Source organism: Paraburkholderia domus, from assembly GCF_905220705.1.
GTDB lineage: Bacteria > Pseudomonadota > Gammaproteobacteria > Burkholderiales > Burkholderiaceae > Paraburkholderia > Paraburkholderia domus.
Genome location: NZ_CAJNAT010000026.1, coordinates 83,621 through 104,080, shown reverse-complemented (window position 1 = coordinate 104,080; position 20,460 = coordinate 83,621). Strand labels below are relative to the sequence as shown.

The window sequence follows — 20,460 nt, the reverse complement described above, 5'->3', positions numbered from 1 at the left end:
TTAGAAAGCGCTGCGCATTTCGTTTGTAATAAATAAGTAGTCCGATCTTTGAGTATCTGAAGTGCCCCGCATTCCTGTTTGTATTTGCAATTCCGGTGCGTCATTGGCCGGTTTGCTGGGAAGCAGTGCGGGGCAGCTTTAACGGAGCGCGGCGCACGATCGCCGTATATCGAGTGGAGAGGTTCATAAGACCTCTCTTCACACACAGCTGTGGCCTTATTGACGAGCGGGAAGGGGAAAAATGAAACAAAGGGCATTGGCGCTTGCCATCAAAAGAATAATCTGGGCTGAACTGGCGTTGTCGGCCGTAATCGCCGTGCCGGCGTTTGCACAAAGCCAGCCGGCCACCACCGGAACCGCGGCAGGCGCGACGACGGAGAGCACGCCCGCAGCGGCAGCGGCTCCGGCTCCGGCATCGGGGACCGCCGCCACACCGTCGGCGGACAACAACACCGCGACGCCGGCTGGCAAAGGCGTCCAGCAACTGAAGAAGTTCGAAGTGACCGGTTCGCTGATCCGCAGCTCGGATAAGGTCGGCTTCAACCAGGTTCAGACGATTACGCAGAAAGACATTCAGAATAGCGGCGCCACGACCGTGGCCGATTTTCTGCGCGACACCTCGGCCAACTCGGCCAATAGCTGGAGCGAAGGCCAGTCCGGCAACTTCGCCGCAGGTGCTGCGGGTATTGCTCTGCGCGGGCTCAGCGAAAAATACACGCTGGTGTTGGTGGATGGACAGCGCGTTGCTCCGTTCGCGTTCTTCTCGAACAGCGTCGACTCCTTCTTCGACCTGAACACGCTGCCGTTGAACTCCATCGATCGCATCGAAATTGTGAAGACCGGCGCCGTGTCGCAATACGGCTCAGACGCAATCGCGGGCGTGGTCAACATCATCACGAAGCACGACTTCCAGGGGCTGCAACTCGACGGCAGCTACGGCAGCGCCATCAACGGCGGCGGCGGGGCCGGCACGACCAAGTTCGGCGTGCTCGGTGGCTTCGGCGATCTCAACTCCGATCGCTTCAATGTGACGGCTGCGGCGAGCTACTACAAGTCGAACGGCTTCACGCTCGCCGACCGCGACTCGACGCGCAATCAGGATTTCACCAATCAACCGGGTGGCCTTTCGTTGCTCGCGCCGTCGTACTGGAGTATGCCCGGCGGCGGTGTGCAGGCGTTGAACAACTGTCCGTTCGGCGGCTCGGTCCGCCCTGCAGCCACCAACTCATTGACGGCGGGATCGGCAGGCACGGTCTGCGGCTTCAATACCGCGGAAGGCATGTCCATTGCGCCCATGACTGAGCGCCTGAACGCGAAGCTTCACGCTGATTTCAAGGTCAGCGATACGACAACCGCGTTCGGCGACTTCCTGATCAGCAGCAATACGACCACCACGAACGACGGTCTATGGAACAACGTTGTCGGCAATCCGCAGGTTCCCACACTGATCTGGAACCCGCAGACCAAGCTGCTGTCCCCGTTCAACACGACGGTGCCTGCGAGCAACCCGTACAACCCGTTCGGCGCGGCCACGCCACTCACGTATGCTTTCCCGAACACGGTGTCGGAAAAGACGTATGCCACGTACTGGCGCGCGTCCACAGGCATCAAAGGCTCGTTTAACCTGCCGAACGGCGAATGGGATTGGGCGACCTCGGTCAGCCACTCGCAAAGCACGGTCGCAAACACCTACACGAACCAGCTGAACGCCGCCGCGCTGACCAACATTTATCAGAACGGCACGCTGAATTTCGCCAATCCGTCGGCTACGCCCAATGCGTTCAACGGGCTGTACATGGATGCGGACAACCTGGGCATCTCGAAGCTCGATACCGTTGACGCGACATTGTCGACGCCGGAGTTGTTCCACCTGCCGGCGGGCGACGTGGGTCTCGGGTTCGGTGCGCAGTTCACGCACCAGAGCGAAGTGCTCAACCCGGGTGGGGCATTCGAAGATGGTCTCGTCAACAATCCGAATCTCCAGACGGTGAACGGCCAGCGCAACGTTGGGGCCGTGTATTACCAGGTGGACATTCCGATTGTGCGCAACCTGACGTTCAGCCAGTCGGGTCGTTACGACCACTACAGCGATGTGGGCGGTGCGTTCTCGCCGCGCTTCGCGCTGCGCTATCAGCCGGTTCAGGCGCTTACGATGTACACCTCGTATGACCGAGGCTTCCGTGCGCCGACGTTCGTTGAGGACAGCAAGTCGCAGACGATGGGCATCCAGGTGGACCCGAACACCGGCCAGAATTACACTTCGATCACGGAGGGGAATCCGAACCTGTCGCCGGAGCGTACGCGTAACATCAACATCGGCTTCCAGCTGTCGCCGACCCGTACGACCGATGTCGGCTTCGACTGGTACAAGATTCGCGTCGATAGCGTGATCGGCCAGGGGGCGCCTTCGCAGGTCGTCACCGACCCGGCCACGGGCGTCGTACTGTACAAGGTCATTCCGTATCAGAATCTCGGCTATCTCGACACGAACGGCTTCGAAGGCACGTTCCGCCAGTCGCTGCCGACGAAGACCGCCGGTACATTCACCTTGTCGGGTGACTGGGCTTACGTGAACAGCTTCAAGCTCGGCTTCCCGGGTGCGTCGCCGGTGAACGGTGCGGGTAACAACTTTACGCTCACGCAACCGTTCGGCGGCAGCTTCCCGCGCTGGAAAGGCAACACAACCGTGGACTGGACGTACCACAAGTTCGACGCAGCGTTGACGTGGCAGTTCACGGGTCCGTACGCGCAGAATCTGAATCCCAACGGGCCGAACAAGGTGGGATCATACAGCCAGTTCAACCTGATGATGACGTACACGGGCTTCAAGCACTGGACGATCTACGGCGGCATCGACAACATCTTCAACCGTACCCCGCCGTACGATCCGATCTTTGCGAATGGCACGTTGGACCAGAACGGGTACGACCAGTCGATATACACGTACATTGGCCGTTTCGCGCAGATCGGCGCAACATACAAGTTCTGATGTCCCGGTAGTTGATCTGATGGAAGCACCGCTCCGGTTCCGTTCGCGCAAGGAACCGGAGCGGTGTGCTTTGAGTGGCGACTCATCGTATGGCGGCGCAGGCTGCCTGTCGTCGCAACGGGCCAGCGTGCGCCGGTAAAACCAACAGGCTGTACTTGCGCCGCAGGACGAATCGCGCGCAGGTCCCGAGCTGGCGCGCACTGTATGGGCTGATGAAAAAGAATGATGAATTCCGCACTGCTGCGCCTGCGCGACGCGATTGGATGTTTGCTCGGCGCAGTGCGCCGCGCAGCGAGCATCTCGTTCGCCGTTGCCGCTGCGCCTGGCCTATTAGCTGTATGCGGAGCGATGCCGATGGCGGCGCTTGCGAAGCCGTCGATTTCGCAATACGACCAACCGAAATATCCCGCCGATTTCACGCATTTCGACTACGCGAATCCCGACGCGCCGGCTAACGGCTCGCTGAGTTTCGAAAACTTTAGCGAACTGCAAACTTACGATTCGCTGAATCCGTTTCTGGTGCGTGGCGCGCCCGCACCCGACATCCAGAATCTGATGTTCGATACGCTGATGCAGCGTAGCTGGGACGAACTGGCCTCCGAATATCCACTGATCGCCGACGATGTCGAAGTCGCACAGGATCTGACGTCAGCCACGTTCCATATCAATCCCGCCGCTCGCTTTTCAAACGGCGACCCGATCACCGCCGCCGACGTCAAATATTCATTTGATACGTTAGCGAGTCCGCAGGCGTCGCCGCTGTTCAACGCGCAGTTCTCGATCATCAAAAGCGCGACGGTAATCGACAAGACCACGATCCGCTTCGATTTCAAGCATCCGGAACGCGATGCGCCGCTGATTGCCGGCGACCTGCCGATCTTCTCGCCGAAGTGGGGGATGCAGCCCAACGGCAAACGTCTGCCATTCGATCAGATCTCGTCCATGCCACCGATCAGCAGCGGCGCCTATCTGATCGAGGGACGCAAGAACGACAAGCAGATTACCTATCGCCGCAACCCTGATTACTGGGCGGCGAATCTGCCGTCGCGACGCGGCATGTTCCGTTTCGAGCGTATCACCTTCAATCTGTACCGCGACCATTACACGCAACTGGAAGCCTTCAAGGCGGGCGATGCGGACGTTATCGTCGAATACAGCGCGACGCAGTGGGCGCGCAAATATGTCGGCAAGAACTTCGACAATGGACTGTTGAAGAAAGGCGAATTCGCCGACGGCCCCGCGCAGATGCAGGGCATGTTGATGAATATGCGCAAACCGATGTTCCAGGACCCGCGCGTGCGCCACGCCCTGACGCTGGCACTCGACTACGACTGGATGAACCGGATGATGTTCTACGGTCAATACCGGCGTACGAACAGCTATTTCGAGGCCAGTCCGTTCGGCGCGACCGGCATGCCGGGCCCGAAGGAACTGGCGCTGCTCGATCCGCTGCGCGGCAGCGTGCCGCCTGAAGTGTTCGGTCCGATGCTCAAACAACCCGACACGATTCCGCCGAATTCCTTGCGCGGCAATTTGCGCGTCGCGCGCGATCTGCTGGCGCAGGCCGGCTGGCATTATCGTGACGGTGCATTGCGCGACGCCAATGGCACGCCGATGACGATCGAAATCATGGACGACCAGCCCGGCATGGATCGTCTGATTCTGCCGTATATGCAGGCGCTCGGCATGCTCGGCATTCAGGCCCATATGCGCGAGATCGACAGCGCGTTGTACGAGAAACGCCTGGACAATTTCGAGTACGACATGACCACCTTCATCTATCCGCCGGTCACGATTCCGGGCGCGGAATTGACGCGCCGCTTCGGCAGTGCGGCCGCGTCCGACGTCGGCTCCGAGAACTATATGGGTATCCGTTCGAAGGCGGTCGATTCGCTGATTCACTCCGCGCTCTCCGCCACTAATCTCGACGATCTGGAAGCCGCGACCCGCGCATTGGATCGCGTGCTGATCTATTCGTTTTACCTCGTACCGGAGTACTACGCACCGGGCGCGCGCATCGGCTACAAGACCACCCTCGGCTTTCCGAAAATCGTGCCGAACTCCTACCTGTACGAAGACTGGGTTATCAACTACTGGTATGCGAAAGCGCCAGGCGCGCAAGCGACCCAAACCACCCAGGCGGCACAATCCGCCGGCTCCACCACGGCCGCGGCCCACTGAGGAACGTCATGCTTGCCTACATTCTCAGACGATTGCTGTTGATGGTGCCGACGCTGCTCGGCGTAGTCACGCTGACTTTTGTCGTCACGCAGTTCGTGCCGGGTGGGCCGGTTGAACAGGTGATGACGCAACTCCGCCACGGCGCTGGCCGTGGCGGAGAGGCGGGGGCGGGCGGCGGTGGCTATCACGGCAGCCAGGGCGTCGATCCGCAGCAATTGGAGCAGATCAAGAAGCAGTTTGGCTTCGATAAGCCACCGCTCGAGCGCTACACCCTGATGCTCAAGCACTACGCGACGTTCGATCTTGGCCAGTCCTACTATCAGCATGACAGCGTGTGGGAGGTCATCAAATCGAAGCTGCCGGTGTCGATCACCCTCGGCTTATGGACGGTGATGCTCACGTATCTGATATCGGTGCCGTTGGGCATCGCGAAGGCCGTGCGCAACGGTTCACGCTTCGATACCGTGACCAGTGTCCTCGTGCTCGCCGGCTATGCGATTCCTGGTTTCGTGCTGGGCGTGCTGTTGCTGATGCTGTTCGGCGGCGGCACGTTCTGGCAAGTGTTTCCAATGCGTGGCCTCACGTCGGATAACTTCAGCGACCTCAGTACCTTTGGCAAGCTGCTCGATTACCTGTGGCACATCGTGCTGCCGGTCACTGCTTCAGTAGTCGGCAACTTCGCGATCGTCACGATCCTGACCAAGAACACCTTCCTCGAGGAGATCGGACGCCAATACGTATTGACCGCGCGCGCCAAAGGCGCGCCGGAGCGCGACGTGCTGTGGAAGCACGTGCTGCGCAATGCTGCGATTCCCTTGTTGACCGGTCTGCCCGCGGCCTTCGTCGGCGCCTTTCTGAACGGCAATCTGCTGATTGAAACCCTGTTCTCGCTCGACGGCATGGGCCAACTTTCGTATGACTCGGTGATTCGCCGTGACTATCCGGTCGTGCTCGGTTCGCTGTTTCTGTTCACGCTGATCGCCCTCGTAACCAAACTCATTGCTGACGTCTGCTATGTCCTCGTCGACCCCCGCATCCAATTCAACCGCCTGGACCGCTGATCTGTCCGGCGCGGAGCACGTGGCGTCGCCGTCGCCCTGGCGGCGCACATGGCTGCGTTTCAAGCGACAGCGGCTCGGTTACTGGAGCCTCGTGATCTTCGTATCGTTGTTTGTCATTAGCCTGTTCGGCGAGGTGCTGTCCAACGATCGTCCGTTGATCGTTCGTTATGACGGGCACTATTACTTTCCGATCGCAAAGGACTACTCCGAGAGAATCTTCGGCGGCGATTTTCCGGCGCGCGCGAATTACCTCGATCCGTATATCCGCTCGCGGCTCGAATCGAATGGCAACTTTGCAATCTATCCGCCGAATCATTTCCACTACGACACGATCGACTATTTCGCCGCGCATCCTTACCCGGCACCGCCTACCCGGAGCAACTGGCTCGGTACGGACCAATACGGCCGCGATGTGCTTGCGCGACTGCTGTACGGTTTCCGGCTCTCGGTGCTGATGGCGCTCGCGCTCACGGTATCCGGCGTCCTGATTGGCGTATTGACCGGCGCGGTGCAGGGCTTCTACGGCGGACGCACCGATCTGATCGGCCAGCGGCTGATCGAAATATGGAGCTCGATGCCTGACCTGTACCTGCTGATCATCTTCGCGTCGATCTTCGAGCCGACGCTATGGTTGCTCTTTATTCTTCTATCCATGTTCGGCTGGCTCGTGCTCTCCGACTACGTGCGCGCTGAATTCCTGCGTAACCGCTCGCTGGACTACGTGAGGGCTGCACGCACCATGGGTCTCTCGAACTGGCAGATCATGTGGCGCCACGTGCTGCCGAATAGCTTGACGCCGGTGATCACATTTCTACCGTTCCGTATGAGCGCGGCGATTCTGTCGTTGACCAGTCTCGACTTCCTGGGATTGGGTGTGCCGCCGCCGACGCCGAGCCTCGGTGAATTGCTTCAGGAAGGCAAAAACAATCTCGATGCCTGGTGGATTTCGATTTCGGCATTCGCTGCCCTGGTGATCACGCTGCTGTTGCTGACCTTCATGGGCGATGCATTGCGTAATGCGCTCGATACACGCAAACGCGGTTCGGCTTTCGGCGGAGGTCCGCGATGAGTCAAGCGCCAATCGGCCGGCCGTTGCTGGAAATAGACCGCTTCTCCGTGCGTTTCGGCGACAAGATCGCGGTGCATGAACTCAGCCTCTCGATCGCGCGCGGCGAGCGCGTGGCACTGGTCGGCGAATCGGGCTCCGGCAAGAGCGTCACTGCGCTGTCGATTCTGCGCCTTGTCGAGCATGCCGAACTGAGTGGCCGCATGCTGCTCGACGGCGAAGATCTGCTTCAGAAAACCGAGCAGCAGATGCGCGGCCTGCGCGGCGCCGACGTGGCGATGGTGTTTCAGGAACCCATGACGGCGCTCAATCCGCTCTTTACGATCGGCAAGCAGATTGCCGAAAGTTTGCGCCTGCACGAAGGTTTGCGTCCGAACGCGGCGCGTCAGCGCGGCATCGAGTTGCTCAGGCGCACGGGAATTCCCGAACCGGAACGGCGCATCGACAGTTTTCCGCATCAACTGTCCGGTGGCCAGCGGCAGCGCGCGATGATCGCGATGGCGCTCGCGTGCCGGCCACGCTTGCTGCTTGCCGACGAACCGACCACCGCGCTCGACGTCACCGTGCGTCAGCAGATTGTCGATCTGTTGATCGCGTTGCAGGAGCAGGAAGCGGCCGAGCGCGGCATGGCCGTGCTGCTGATCACGCATGACCTGAATCTGGTGAAGCGTTTCGCGCAGCGCGTTGCGGTGATGGAGAAGGGCGTGCTGGTCGAGACCAATACGACCGAAGCGTTGTTTTCCAACCCGCAGCATCCCTACACCCAACGCCTGCTGGACAGCGAGCCGCAACGCGCAGTAGAGCCGGTCGAGCCGGATGCGCGGCCTTTACTCGACGTGCGGGGACTTGCCGTCGACTACAGCACGTCAGCGAAAGGCTGGCGTTCCATGTTCGGCCGCTCCACGTTCCGCGCGGTACATGATGTGGACCTGAGCGTGCGGCGCGGCGAGACGCTCGGTATCGTCGGCGAATCGGGATCGGGCAAATCGACGCTGGCAGCGACCGTGCTCGGCCTGCAGCGGCCGGCCGCCGGTCATATCCATATTGACGGTTTGCTGCTTTCGACGCTGAAAACCGCGCGCTCCCGCCGGGCGTTGTATTCGCGCATGCAAGTCGTGTTTCAGGACCCGTTCGGTTCGTTGTCGCCACGCATGACGGTGGAGCAGATCATCGGCGAAGGCCTGACCATGCATCAGCCCGACATGGACGCAAAGGCGCGGCGCGCACGAATCGGCAGCCTGCTGGAAGAGGTCGGCATGCCCGCGGACGCCATGTTGCGGTATCCGCACGAGTTCTCCGGCGGCCAGCGCCAGCGTATTGCGATTGCGCGAGCGCTCGCGGTCGAGCCGGAATTGCTCGTGCTCGATGAGCCGACCAGTGCACTCGACGTATCCATTCAGAAACAGGTGCTGAATCTGCTGACAAATCTGCAGAAAAAGTACAAGCTAAGCTATTTGTTCATTACGCACGATCTGGCAGTGATGCGAGCCATGGCGCACCGCGTGATCGTGATGAAGTCAGGACGCATTGTTGAAGCCGGCGACACACTCGATGTGTTGCACGCGCCGTCTCATCCTTATACCCAGTCGCTGCTCGCGTCCTCGCTGATCGTGTCGCCGGCGGGTGCAACAGAGACTTATACGGGAACAGCTAATGATTGACGAACGTTGGGCGCAAGCCGCCCGAACGCTTACGAGCCGCGCGGCGTTCTGGTCGCTGCGCGTAGTCGACGAACAGATCGACGATCACGAAATCCGCAACGACGTCGCGCAACCGATGCGCACGGTGCGCGATCGCGGCGTGATGCTGATCGCATGGGTGGGTGCGGGAGCCGGCTATGCGGCCACTGCGAATCTGAGTGCCGCCGGCTTGCAGGAAGCGCTGGATCTTGCCACGGTCCGCGCGGAAGCGAGCGCGGCTTTGTCGTTGATCGACCACCGCGAAGTTGTGCGTCCTGCCGTAAGCGGCCACTATGTGTCGCCGAACGCGCAGCATGCGTTGCCGAGCCGCGCTGAATGGTTAGACCGTCTTGGCGTGGAATGCGCCAGCGCGAATCTCGATGCACGCATTGTCGAACGCGTCGCGGCCGTGCAGATCACGCATACCGATCAGCTTTACATCACCAGCGACGGCGTGCGGATCGACCAGCAGTTCCAGTTCGTGATGCCGCAACTGAGCGTGGCCGCGCATGCTGACGGCGATACGCAAGTGCGCACCCTTGGCGGCAACTACGGCACCTTGGGGCAGGGTGGCATGGAAGTGCTGGCGCGCTTCGGCTTCGACGGCTCGGGTGCACGTGTCGCGAATGAAGCGCTGCAATTGCTGGCTGCGCCGAATTGCCCGTCAGGCAAGCGTGATTTGCTGCTGATGCCCGATCAGATGATGCTGCAGATTCACGAATCGATCGGCCATCCGCTCGAACTCGATCGCATTCTCGGCGACGAGCGCAACTTCGCCGGCTGGAGCTTCGTCAAGAAAGAAATGTTCGGCTCGTACCGCTATGGGTCGGAACTGCTGAACGTGACCTTCGACCCGGAACTGCGCGAGGAAGCCGCCTCGTACGCATTCGACGACGACGGCACCGAAGCAAAGAAGCAATATCTGATCCGCGATGGCGTGCTCGAACGTCCGCTCGGCGGTGCGCTTTCGCAGCAACGCGCGCATATGGCCGGCGTGGCGAATTCGCGCGCGTCGAACTGGAACCGCCCGCCGATTGACCGGATGGCGAATCTGAACATCGAGCCCGGCGAGAGTTCGCTGGCGCAGATGATCGGCAACATCGAACACGGCATTCTGATGCGCACCAATACGTCCTGGTCGATCGACGACCATCGCAACAAATTCCAGTTCGGCTGCGAGTTCGGTCAACTGATCGAAAATGGCAAGCTCACTCAGGTCGTCAAACAGCCGAATTACCGCGGCATTTCGGCAAATTTCTGGCGCAGCCTGAGTGCGGTGGGGGACGCAGGTACGCGCGAGGTGTACGGCACTTCGATGTGCGGCAAGGGCGAACCGGCACAGATCATTCGCGTCGGCCATGCGTCGCCGGCTTGTGTATTCAGCAACATCGACGTGTTCGGAGGCGCATGATGAGTCAATTCATGTCTTCGCGCGCGGCTACGTCGATTGACTGGCAGCAGCATTTCACGTCGCTGGCCGATGCCATCGAACGCTTGCAGCAAGGCGCGGAAACCACGCTGAGTTCTTTTGCCGGCGAGCAGTCCGACTTTATCCGTTTCAACTCGGGCAAGGTGCGGCAGATCGGCAGCGTGTCGCAAGGCAAGCTGACCTTGCGCCTGATCGACGGTGCACGCCAGGCCTATTCGACGCTGACCGTCTGCGGCGATCTGCAACAGGATCTGGACGATGTGAGCGCGGCGCTCGCCACTTTGCGTGAAAGCCTGCGCGGTGCGGCGGACGATCCGCATCTGTTGTTCGACACGTCGCAATGGCAGCGCGCCACGCAACGTTCGGGCAAGCTGCCGGAGCCGGGTGGCTTGTTGCGCACTGTTGCTGAATGCGCACATGGGCTGGATTTCGTCGGCTTTTACGCTGGCGGCACGATCGTGCGCGGTTTCGCGTCCACGAGCGGCAGCCGCGGCTGGTACGAAGTCGATAGCTTCAATTTCAGCTGGTCGCTTTACGATCCGAGCGGCCGCGCGATCAAAACGACTTACGCGGGCGACGACTGGAGCGATGCTGTTTTCGCGCACAAGGTCGAGCAGGCTGCAACGCTGCTTTCCGTGCTCGCGCGCACGCCGCGCACGTTGGAGCCAGGGCGTTATCGCTCGTATCTGGCGCCCGCAGCGCTTGCGGAATTGCTCGGCGTGACGGCGTGGAGCGGTTTCTCCGCACGCGCCCAGGCGAGTTCGCGCAGCGAGTTATACAAGCTGCATGTGGGAGAAATCGTAGTCGACCCACGCGTCACGATCAGCGAAGATCTCAATCTTGGCATCACGCCCGGCTTCAACGACGATGGCTACCTGCGCGAAAGCGTCCCATTGATTCAGGCCGGCCGCAGTGCCGAACGCCTGACCAATGCACGCAGCGCGCGCGAGTACGGTTTGACGCCCAACGGTGCGCTGGCGTATGAGTCGCCGGCCGCGCTCTCGATGCAAGCGGGCGATCTGCGGGAAGAGGACGTACTGGCGAAGCTCGATACCGGTCTCTACATCGGCAATCTCTGGTACGTGAATTTTTCTGATCGGATGAACTGCCGCCTGACTGGCATGACGCGCTTCGCAACCTTCTGGGTCGAAAACGGGCAGATCGTCGCGCCGCTCGAAGCAATGCGTTTCGACGACAGCCTGTACCGTCTGCTCGGCAGCGAGCTCGAGCAACTTGGCTCGCAAGCGGAATTGCTCTTGAGCGACTCGACGTGGGGCGAGCGCGCTACGGGCGGCATGCAATTGCCCGGCATTCTGGCGAGGTCATTCGAATTGACGTTATGAGCCTATGAATCAAGACAAAAAAACAAAATCTAATTCTGAGAGCTTGCCCGAGGGACTGACGCTGCGCGCGTTGCGCGTGGCCGACGTAGAACAATTCCACGCAATGCAGGAGTTGCCGGCAGTGGTGAACGGCAATCCGCACGTGCCGTTTCGGACGCTTGCCAGCTCGCGCGAGTACCTCGAAAAACGCGAGCCACCCGAGATCCTGATCGCGGCAATGGTCGGCGATACGCTGGTCGGTGAAGCGGAGCTCACGCCTTTCAAGGGGCGCCGCGCGCATGCCGCATCGCTCGGCATTGGCGTACACGACGCATGGCACCGGCGCGGCATCGGCAATGCGCTGATGACTGAACTGCTCGATCTGGCCGACAACTGGCTCGGTCTGCGCCGCCTCGAGTTGCATGTCTTCGCCGATAACCATGCGGCACTTGCGCTATATCGCAAGTTCGGCTTCGAGATCGAAGCGCGTCAGCGCGGCGCAGTGTTGCGCCGTGGCGTGCTGATCGACTGCTATTTCATGGGGCGGCTGCGTGAGCCGGCGCCGTGGATGTCTACACCAACAGCCGCCAACATCGCAGCGGAATAAGGCCATGAAAGAAGAAACGTTGCAGAGCGACGCCGCGCTCGACAATCGTATTACGGTTCGAGCGCTCGAATCGTCCGACATGGATGCGTTCGCCGAGATCATGAGCCTGCCTGGCGTGCGGCGTGGCACGCTGTCGGTCGGCTACCGCAGTCCTGAACAGCTCAAGGCATGGTACGAGCGGCGCCTGAAAGGTGGCGTGAACGTGTGCGCGAGCATCGGCGGGCGCGTGGTCGGACACGCCGGGTTGGAGGTTCACCGGCCCAGCCGCGCGCATTGCGCGCATTTAGGATTGGCCGTACACGACGCGTATCATGGGTGCGGTGTCGGCACGGCGCTGCTGCAAGGGCTGACCGATTGCGCGGATGCGTCGCTCGGTTTGCGACGCATCGACCTCACGGTATTTACCGACAACGCGCCGGCGATCGCGCTGTACCGCAAGTTTGGCTTTGTCGAAGAAGGCCGCTCGCGCGGCTTTGCATTGCGCGACGGCATACTGACCGACGTGCTGCATATGGCCCGACTCGTCGACGCGCCGCGCCTCCAGGCAATCTGAACGGATTTTTCGCGTGCCATTCTTTTTCATCGACCGCCCGGTCTTCGCATGGATCGTCGCGCTCGCCATTGTCGTGGCGGGCGCGCTGGCTATTCCACAACTGCCGGTGGCGCAGTATCCGCGTCTTGCGCCGCCGCGCATCGTGATCAGCGCCACTTATCCGGGGGCGGCGACGGAAGTGACGGACGCCAATGTCGGCAGCATCATCGAAGAGAGTCTCGATGGCGCCGACAATATGCTGTACTACGAAACGACCAGCACAACCTCGGCAATCTCGAGATCGACGCGACCTTTGCGCCGGGTACCAATCCTGATCTCGCGCTGGTCGACATCCAGAACCGGCTGAAGCAGGTCGAGCCGCGTTTGCCGCAACAGGTCGTGCAGCAGGGCATTAGCGTATTCAAGGCGGCTAACACGTTTCTGATGCTGGTCGCGCTGACATCCACCGACGGCACACGCGATTCCGTGCAATTGAGCGACTACCTGAGCCGCTACGTGTTGCGCGAACTGAAACGCGCGCCGGGCGTGGGCGCGGCGGAGTTGTGGGATGCCGACGAAGCGCTGCGCATCTGGCTCGATCCGATGAAGCTGCGCGAGTATGGTCTCGGTGCCGCGGAAGTGAACGCCGCGATCGCCGCGCAGAACGCCACAGTAACGGCCGGCACGCTAGGCGACGCGCCGTTCGTTCCGGGGCAGCAATTGACGGCCTCGGTTAGTGTGAAGGGACAATTGATCTCGCCCGCCGAGTTCGGTCAGATCGTGCTGAAGGCGCAGCCCGATGGTTCGGCGGTGCGCCTGCGCGACGTCGCGCGGGTCGAACTCGGGCGTGACAATTACTCGTACTACTCCCGCCTGAACGGCAAGGCCGCGGCGACCGTCGGTATTCAACTCGGGCCACGCGGCAATGCGCTGGAGACGTCCAACGCGATTCGTGCTCGCCTTGCCGAGTTATCGAAAGGTTTGCCGCCGGGCGTCGCCGTCGAAATTCCGTTCGACAACGCGCATTTCGTGCAGATCGCGATTCGTGAGGTGCTCGTCACGCTGGCGGAAGCGGTGGTGCTGGTGTTCTTCGTGATGTGGCTGTTCCTGCGCGATCTGCGCTACACGCTGGTGCCGACGGTGGTGATTCCCGTCACGCTGATGGGCGCGTTTCTCGCGATGTACGCCTGCGGCCTGTCGATCAACGTGTTCACAATGTTCGGCCTTGTGCTCGCAATCGGTATCCTCGTCGACGATGCGATCGTGGTGGTGGAGAGCGTGCATCGCGTGATGGAAGAAGAAGGCCTGCCGCCGCGTGAGGCCACCCGTAAAGCGATGTCGCAAATCGGCGGCGCGATCGTCGGTGTGACCGCGGTGCTGACGGCCGTGTTCGTGCCGATGGCGTTCTTTCCGGGCGGCGTCGGTGGCATCTACCGGCAGTTCGCGGTGTCGATGATCGCGTCGATGCTGGTGTCGTCGTTCATGGCTTTGTCGTTGACGCCGGCGCTGTGCGCCAATCTGCTGAAGGCGCACAAGCATCCGGTGAGTGAACGCGACGCCCGCCGCGGCCTGCTCGGCTTCGCGGCGCGAGCGGCGAGCCATTTCACGTCGGGTTTCGATCGGGCCGCGAGCGGCTATCGTGGACTTACCGCACGGACGCTGCGGCGCATCGGACCGATGCTGGCGATCTATGCCGTGCTAGTCGGCGTGTGCGCCGCGCTCTATTGGCAGATGCCGGGCGGCTTTTTGCCGAGCGAAGACGAAGGCCAGTTGCAGGTGATGGTGCAATTGCCGGCCGGCGCGACGCAGGCGCGTACGCTCGCGGTGGTTGAGCGGATGGAAAAGATCCTGCACACCGAACCCGCGGTCGCGCACGTTACCAGTGTGATCGGCTGGAGTTTTACTGGCAGCGGCCAGAACGTGGCGATGGGTTTCGTCGAACTCAAAGACTGGGGCAAACGCGACACGGACGCGATGACGCTGCGTGACCGGCTCAACGAGAAGTTCGACAAGATTCTCGACGGTGACGTGGAAGCGCAATTACCGCCGTCGGTCCCCGGTCTCGGGCATTCGGACGGCTTTGTGTTCCGGCTTGAAGATCGCGGCGGAGTCGGGCTGGATGCGTTGAAGGCAGCGCGCGAGCAACTGTTCGCGCAGGCCAAGGCGAGCCCGATACTGGCCTCGGTGCATTCGGAAGATTTGCCGGATGCGCCGCGCGTCGAACTCGTCATCGACCGCGCGAAAGCGTACGCCCTCGGCGTGCCCTTCGATCGCATCGCCGATGTGTTGGGCAGCACCTTCGGCTCGACGTACATCGACGATTTTCCTGCCGGTGGCCGGATGCGCCGCGTGATGATCTCCGCCGACGCCGCCACGCGGATGACCGAAGACGATCTGATGGCGCTCGCCGTGCCGAACTCGACCGGCGGCATGGTGCCGCTATCCGCGATCGCGTCACGCCACTGGAGCATCGGCCCGGTGATGCTGACACGCTATAACGGCTATCCGTCACTGGACGTGAGTGGCCACGCGGCGCCCGGCTACAGTTCGGGCGCGGCGATGGCTGAGATGGAGCGGCTCGCCGCTTCCTTGCCGGTCGGTGTCTCATATGACTGGGTCGACGCGGCGCGCGAGGAAACCGCGGCGGCACAGCTCACACCGTTGCTGATCGGCTTGTCGCTGCTGGCCGTGTTCATGGCGCTGGCTGCCTTGTACGAAAGCTGGACGATCCCGCTTGCGGTGCTGATGGTCGTGCCGCTCGGCGTGATCGGCGCGGTCGCAGCGATGCTGCTGCGCGGCATGCCAAACGACGTGTACTTCAAGGTCGGCATGATTACGGTCATTGGCCTCGCGGCAAAGAATGCGATTCTGATCGTGCAGTTCGCACGCGATCTGTATCGCCAGGGCCTGCCGTTGACGCGTGCTGTGACCGAAGCGGCCGCCGCGCGCTTCAGGCCGATCGTGATGACCTCGGCGGCGTTCCTGCTGGGCGTCGTACCGTTGGTGGTGTCGAGCGGCGCGGGCGCCGAAAGCCGTCGCTCGATCGGCACCGGTGTGTTCGGCGGGGTGCTGGCGGCCACGCTGTTCGGCCTCGTGTTCGCACCGGTCGCGTTTCATGCGGTTGCCTCACTAACCTATAGCAGGCGGCGGCTCGCGGCGCTGCGCCGCCAGCGTGACGAGCGGCGCGCGCGCCGGGAGACGGGCGAAAACGGCCGCTTGACGAATGGCCGATAAGGTGACGGTACTCGCGCCGAGTAAGGCCACCGCTGCCGTCACTGGCGAACGCGGCGTTCAGCCGGCCGGCTGATTCGCCGCCTGAGTGGGCGTTGCAGCGGCCGGCGTCTGCGTCGCGGTTGTCGACGCATGCGCGACGGGCATGCAGTCCGCACGATATTCGGCCTGCAGTTTTCCCTCTGCCTGTTGCAGATCGCTCGGGTATTCGTTGTCGTCGTTGCTGGGGCTGTAGCCGACCGCTTCCAGTTCGCCGAGCTCGTTCATCAACTGCTTGTGCGTGACTTCGCTCTTCTGCTGCTTGAACGGATAGTCGTTGCATTGCTGCTGCGTGAGGCCGGGCGAGGCCATCGCCGAGGCGCTGCCAATCAGCAGAAGGGTAGTGACGAGGGTCCTGGTTGCGAGTTTCATGTTCATACCATCCACGATAAGGTTCGAGTCGGACCGCAAAGAATCAGCGGGATGGCAGTAGGCTAGTTGAGGCGCCCTACCAGAGCGGCGTCGGGAAAATGAAATATGTTTTATCGTTCAGCCGGCCGTTTTCAGAGCCCTGCGGCGAACTTAAATTTTTCTTCATGAAACGGACGTTCGTCCGCTATACGACTGCGCGTAGCCTGCAGACAGGCACTGAGGCAAAGCGGCGACATCCGTCGAATCGCACGCCCGTGCTCTGAACGCGCAAGCCGAATATGGCATCATGTCCATCTACTGATAACCGGTCGTGCCCACCGCTTGCATCGGTAGAGCTGGCGGCGGCGCATGCAATGATCATGTCGCGAGTGCTGACGATCGAAGATGACGAAATTACCGCGAATGAGATTGTCGGAGAGCTGAAAAGCCGTGGTTTCACCGTGGATTGGGTGGCGAATGGCCGCGACGGCATGGCGCGCGCGATCAGCGAAGACTACGACGTGATCACGCTCGACCGCATGCTGCCGGGTGTGGACGGTCTCACGATCCTCACCACCATGCGCAGCATCGGCATTCAAACACCGGTGCTGATGTTGAGCGCGCTGGGCGATGTGGATGAACGGGTGCGCGGCCTGCGCGCCGGCGGCGACGATTATCTGACCAAGCCTTTCGACCCCGAAGAAATGACCGCGCGTCTCGAAGTGCTGTTGCGGCGCAGTCAAACACCCGCCACGCCACTCGAAACGCATCTGCGGGTCGGCCCGCTCGAACTCGATCTGATTTCCCGCAAGGTTCAGCGTGATGGCGAAGAGATCGTCTTGCTGCCCACCGAATATCGCGTGCTCGAATTCATGATGCGGCATGCGGGACAAACCATCACGCGCACCATGCTGTTCGAAGCCGTGTGGGGCTACCACTTCGACCCAGGCACCAATCTGATCGACGTGCACATGGGCCGGCTGCGCAAAAAAATCGACCCGCCCGGCGTCACGCCGATGATTCAGACCGTGCGCGGCTCGGGTTATATCCTCGCATGAGCAGACCATTTTGATGGACACAACCTTCCCGGCCACCTCCGCGCTCGGGCGGCGCTGGCATTCCACGACCTTTCGCCTGCTATCGATCTACGCGGTTATCTTTTCGCTTTCGGTGATGCTGCTGCTGGGCTACATCGGCTGGGCCGTGACCGGTGACATGGAGCGCGAGACTGATGTGGTGATGGACTGGCAACTGGTCTACTTCGATTCGCTGCCTGACTCCAGCCTCGCTGACGCGATTCATCGGCGTATCGAACACGAGCGCATGCACACCAACTACTACGGCCTGTTTGCTCCTGACGGCCGCCTGCTGGCCGGCGACGTGCTGGAGTATCCGACGGCACTGCTCACCAATCGCACCGGCAAGACGCTCGATCTCGTGCTCGCGATGGGTCGCAACGACCAGGCGCCGGTGGTCCGCGCCATGGCCGAGCGGCGCAAAGACGGCTCGACGCTCGTCATTGCGCGTGATCTGACGCATATTTTGCGGATTCGGGAGACCATCATCAACGCGCTGGTGGGCGGCGGGGTAGCGTGCCTGCTTGCGGGCGTGGCGGGCGGCCTGGCGCTGAGCGTGCGGCAGATGCGCCGACTGAAAGCGATCCGGCGGGTCACGCAGCGTATTGCGCAGGGCGATCTCGCGCAGCGCTTGCCGATGGGCGGACGCGACGAAGTGGATATGCTCGCGCATCTGGTGAACCATATGCTTGCGGAAGTCGAACGCCTTATGAATGAAGTGAAAGGCGCGTGCGATGGTATCGCGCACGATCTGCGCACGCCGCTCGCGCATGTGCGAACCTTGCTCGCGCATGCGGCGGAGCGCACCGGGTCGCTCGACGACGCCGCGCTGTCGCAGTTGGTCGAGCGCGCGCGCATTGAGACCGATGCATTGCTCGACAGGTTTCGCGCGATGTTGCGTATCTCCGAGATCGGCACGCTGCAGCGGCGCGGTGGATTCGGCGAAATGCAGTTGGAGACGCTGGTGCAGGAAGTCGGTGAACTATACGAACCACTTGCCGAGAGCCGTTCGATTCAGCTATCCGTGCATGTACAACCGGTCGACGCGATTCATGGTGACCGCGCGTTGCTGTTCGAAGCATTGAGCAATCTGGTGGACAACGCGATCAAGTTCACGCCCGAAGGCGGGGTGGTGCGCATGGAACTTCGGCAGACTTCGGCGGGGCCACAGGTGGATATTGTCGATAACGGTCCCGGCATTGCCGCGGATGAACGCGATGCGGTTTTGCAGCGGTTCTATCGAGGGGAAAGTACGCGGCATCTGGCTGGATCGGGGCTGGGTTTGAGCATTGTTTCAGCGGTGATGCGGGTGCATGACTTCACGATGAAGATCGGCAATGCGCAACCCGGCACGCGGATTTCCATCGAATGCTGGTCGAGGACGCTCGCATGAGGCCGGGTTCCTTTCTTGTCGTGGCAGGGTGGTGAATGCGCGTCCTGTTCGTTGGTCCTTCTCATCCGGAAGCTGCATGGCTGTTCAAGGCACTGCAGGAGAGCGCCCATAGTTTGCAGCGGGCCGACGATCTGCGGGATGGGGTTTTTCTTGCTTCGCAGGAACCGTTCGATGCGATTGTGCTGATGGTGCTTGATGTTGGGACTTATTCTTCCTTGCAGGGGTTTATTGCGGAGTTTGCTGCGGCTGGGAGTGGGGCGGCTATCGTTGCAGTGCTCGGGGCGGCTACCGCTCAGGATCGCACCAGGATTTTGCGCGCCGGCGCGGATGCGTGCTTTTGTCAGCCTTATTCGTTTATTGAAATGCATGAGAGGATGGCCGCTTTGCAGCGGGTTGGGGGTGGGGGTGCCCGGGGGGCTTTGGGTGGTTCTGCATCCGCTTCGGTCTCTGCTTCTTCGATTTTGTCTGCTGTAGGTGGGCCTGCTTTGGATGCCGCTACTCGAGAGCTTGTTTGTGGCGGTCGGCGGGTTGCTGTTACTCGGCGGGAGTTTCTTTTGCTTGAGTGTTTGCTGCGGCAGGTTAATGCGCCTGTGGCGAGGGATCAGCTGATCCGCTATGCCTGGCCTGAGAAGGAGGATGTCGATCCTTCTAGTGTCAATCTTGTTGTGTCCAGGTTGCGGCGCAAGCTTTTGGGGGATGCGCCTGAGGTTCGGATTGAGACTGTTAGTCGGTTTGGGTATCAGGTTTCTGTTTCTTGATTTGGTTGCCTGCTCGGCGCTTTCTGTCTGTATGCCTACGGCGTTGGGTTTTCCTTGATCTGGTTTTTTGGCCTTTCCTTGAATTGTTAGTGGTCTATTAGCGTTGCCCCTGTGCGGGGCGGCACCTACTTCTCTTTGCTGCTGCAAAGAGAAGTAGGCAAGAGAAAGCAGCTCAAACCGCTAATCCTTAAGCGGGTCCCTTGGCTTGGAGGGGATCGTGGTGCATCTGGAATCTGTGTTCTCGCACACTCCGCGTGAGTGACACAGCAGTCATACTTCCGTCGGCGCTGCGCGCGCCGATGAGCACTTCATAAAACCGCCCACTACGGTTTCGCACGCGCGCTTCATTCAGTGCTCCGCCGAGGCGAAGCCGATGGCCCCCACCACACCCAACCGAAGCCCCTGGTGTCCCTCGCAGACCCATCCGCGACGCACGCAGTGCGGAGTGGGAGCTGACGACTCCTTTGTCACCAACGCGGAATGTGCGAGAGCACAGATTCCAGATGCACCACTACCGCAACTGTGCGGGGGACCCGCTTAAGAATTAGCGGTGTGAGCTGCTTTCTCTTGCCTACTTCTCTTTGCAGCAGCAAAGAGAAGTAGGTGCCGCCCCGCACAGGGGCAACGCTAATAAACCAATAACAATTCAAGGAAAGGCCAAAAAGCCAGATCAAGGAAAGGCCAAAAAGCCAGATCAAGGAAAGGCCAACGCCGTAGGCATACAGACAGAAAGCGCCGAGCAGGCA

13 protein-coding genes and 1 pseudogene are annotated in these 20,460 nt (G+C 61.1%); 13 read left to right on the top strand and 1 reads right to left on the bottom strand.

What is annotated here, in order from left to right; translation table 11 throughout:
* The first annotated feature begins 241 nt into the window (after positions 1–241).
* From KHO31_RS30750 to KHO31_RS30705, 10 genes and pseudogenes are all read left to right on the top strand, one after another.
* Positions 242–2,989, top strand: coding sequence for a TonB-dependent receptor (locus tag KHO31_RS30750; protein ID WP_201075627.1), 2,748 nt, complete (start codon positions 242–244; stop codon positions 2,987–2,989).
* A gap of 225 nt (positions 2,990–3,214) precedes the next feature.
* A complete protein-coding gene (locus tag KHO31_RS30745) occupies positions 3,215–5,170 on the top strand; it encodes an extracellular solute-binding protein (RefSeq protein WP_201086169.1) in 1,956 nt (651 codons plus the stop codon).
* Between the two features lie 8 nt (positions 5,171–5,178).
* Positions 5,179–6,231 carry a microcin C ABC transporter permease YejB gene (locus tag KHO31_RS30740; protein WP_201075626.1) on the top strand — a complete coding sequence of 351 codons (1,053 nt, stop codon included), beginning with the start codon at positions 5,179–5,181 and terminating at the stop codon, positions 6,229–6,231.
* Positions 6,185–7,300 carry an ABC transporter permease gene (locus KHO31_RS30735; protein WP_201086157.1) on the top strand — a complete coding sequence of 372 codons (1,116 nt, stop codon included), beginning with the start codon at positions 6,185–6,187 and terminating at the stop codon, positions 7,298–7,300. The genes KHO31_RS30740 and KHO31_RS30735 overlap by 47 nt, the downstream gene beginning before the upstream one ends.
* Positions 7,297–8,958 carry an ABC transporter ATP-binding protein gene (locus KHO31_RS30730; RefSeq protein WP_201075622.1) on the top strand — a complete coding sequence of 554 codons (1,662 nt, stop codon included), beginning with the start codon at positions 7,297–7,299 and terminating at the stop codon, positions 8,956–8,958. Before KHO31_RS30735 ends, KHO31_RS30730 begins: the two co-directional genes overlap by 4 nt.
* Positions 8,951–10,387 carry a TldD/PmbA family protein gene (locus tag KHO31_RS30725; RefSeq protein WP_201086158.1) on the top strand — a complete coding sequence of 479 codons (1,437 nt, stop codon included), beginning with the start codon at positions 8,951–8,953 and terminating at the stop codon, positions 10,385–10,387. Before KHO31_RS30730 ends, KHO31_RS30725 begins: the two co-directional genes overlap by 8 nt.
* Positions 10,387–11,748, top strand: a complete 1,362-nt coding sequence (locus KHO31_RS30720) for a TldD/PmbA family protein (protein WP_201086170.1) — start codon at positions 10,387–10,389, stop codon at positions 11,746–11,748. Before KHO31_RS30725 ends, KHO31_RS30720 begins: the two co-directional genes overlap by 1 nt.
* Before the next feature lie 43 nt (positions 11,749–11,791).
* Entirely contained in the window at positions 11,792–12,334 is a 543-nt protein-coding gene (locus KHO31_RS30715) for a GNAT family N-acetyltransferase (RefSeq protein WP_236071542.1), read from the top strand.
* A gap of 4 nt (positions 12,335–12,338) precedes the next feature.
* Positions 12,339–12,887 carry a GNAT family N-acetyltransferase gene (locus KHO31_RS30710; protein ID WP_201075619.1) on the top strand — a complete coding sequence of 183 codons (549 nt, stop codon included), beginning with the start codon at positions 12,339–12,341 and terminating at the stop codon, positions 12,885–12,887.
* A 13-nt stretch (positions 12,888–12,900) separates the two neighbouring features.
* A pseudogene (locus KHO31_RS30705) lies at positions 12,901–16,100 on the top strand (multidrug efflux RND transporter permease subunit).
* 57 nt (positions 16,101–16,157) lie between these two features.
* On the opposite strand, the gene KHO31_RS30700 reads toward KHO31_RS30705, so the two are convergent.
* Positions 16,158–16,508, bottom strand: a complete 351-nt coding sequence (locus tag KHO31_RS30700) for a DUF4148 domain-containing protein (RefSeq protein WP_201075616.1) — start codon at positions 16,506–16,508, stop codon at positions 16,158–16,160.
* 359 nt (positions 16,509–16,867) lie between these two features.
* Here KHO31_RS30700 and KHO31_RS30695 point away from each other — a divergent pair, with 359 nt between their 5' ends.
* From KHO31_RS30695 to KHO31_RS30685, 3 genes are read left to right on the top strand one after another with little or no spacing between them, the layout of a single operon-like run.
* On the top strand, positions 16,868–17,545 hold the full coding sequence (locus KHO31_RS30695; protein ID WP_074286056.1) for a response regulator transcription factor: 678 nt from the start codon (positions 16,868–16,870) through the stop codon (positions 17,543–17,545).
* Between the two features lie 13 nt (positions 17,546–17,558).
* Entirely contained in the window at positions 17,559–18,956 is a 1,398-nt protein-coding gene (locus KHO31_RS30690) for a HAMP domain-containing sensor histidine kinase (protein ID WP_201075614.1), read from the top strand.
* A 35-nt stretch (positions 18,957–18,991) separates the two neighbouring features.
* Complete coding sequence (locus KHO31_RS30685) at positions 18,992–19,714, top strand: response regulator transcription factor (RefSeq protein ID WP_201075612.1); 723 nt, start codon at positions 18,992–18,994, stop codon at positions 19,712–19,714.
* Positions 19,715–20,460: the final 746 nt, after the last annotated feature.